Genomic DNA, 689 nt, shown 5'->3' with positions numbered 1-689 from the left:
CCCGGCGCGGAGGCGGCGAGCACGCCGGGCGCGGTCCCCCAGCCCCCCGACCCCGGAACGATCGCCTCCGGCGACACCCGCCCCGCCGACGGCGAACCACCCGTCCGATACGCCGCCGACCAACTCAACACATCCGCCGCGTACGACATCGAATTGTTGTACCGCAACACCGCACGCAACTCCTGCGCCCGATCCCGCAGATCCAACCCCCCACTGCACAGATACTTCCCCGCCGCCAACGCCGCATCGAACACATTGTGCGGATCCGACGCACCGTCACCATTACCGTCCGCCGCGTAATGCACCCACGTCGAGGGCAGGAACTGCATCGGCCCCACCGCCCGCACGAACCCGCCACCCGACGCCGCGATCACCTCGTTACCCGGCAACGACCCATCCAACGCCGGACCGAAGATCGGCGTCACCGTCGTCCCCGCCGCATCCGTCCGACCCCCACCGGCATGCCCCGACTCGATCCGCCCGATCCCCGCCAGCAGACTCCACGGCACCCCGCACCCCGGCTGCGCCGAGGCCAACGCCAGCTCCGCATTCCGATACGCCGCCAACACCACCTCCGGAATCCCCAGCAACCCCGACCCCGACGGCAACGCGATACTCCGCAGAACCGGCCCCCCACCCACCGGAACAGCACCGTCGGCAGGCGGAACAACCGCCCGCAACTCGCGCGC

The 689-nt window shown here is 70.8% G+C and carries 1 protein-coding gene; it reads right to left on the bottom strand.

Annotated elements, in window-relative coordinates; genetic code table 11:
• Positions 1 to 689: lytic transglycosylase domain-containing protein (locus ACFO0B_RS26055; protein WP_378615331.1), on the bottom strand; the 689-nt coding region annotated here is incomplete at both ends.

Source organism: Nocardia jiangsuensis, from assembly GCF_042650385.1.
GTDB lineage: Bacteria > Actinomycetota > Actinomycetes > Mycobacteriales > Mycobacteriaceae > Nocardia > Nocardia jiangsuensis.
The sequence above is the reverse complement of the archived record's forward strand: the minus strand, read 5'-3'. Positions and strand labels throughout refer to the sequence as shown.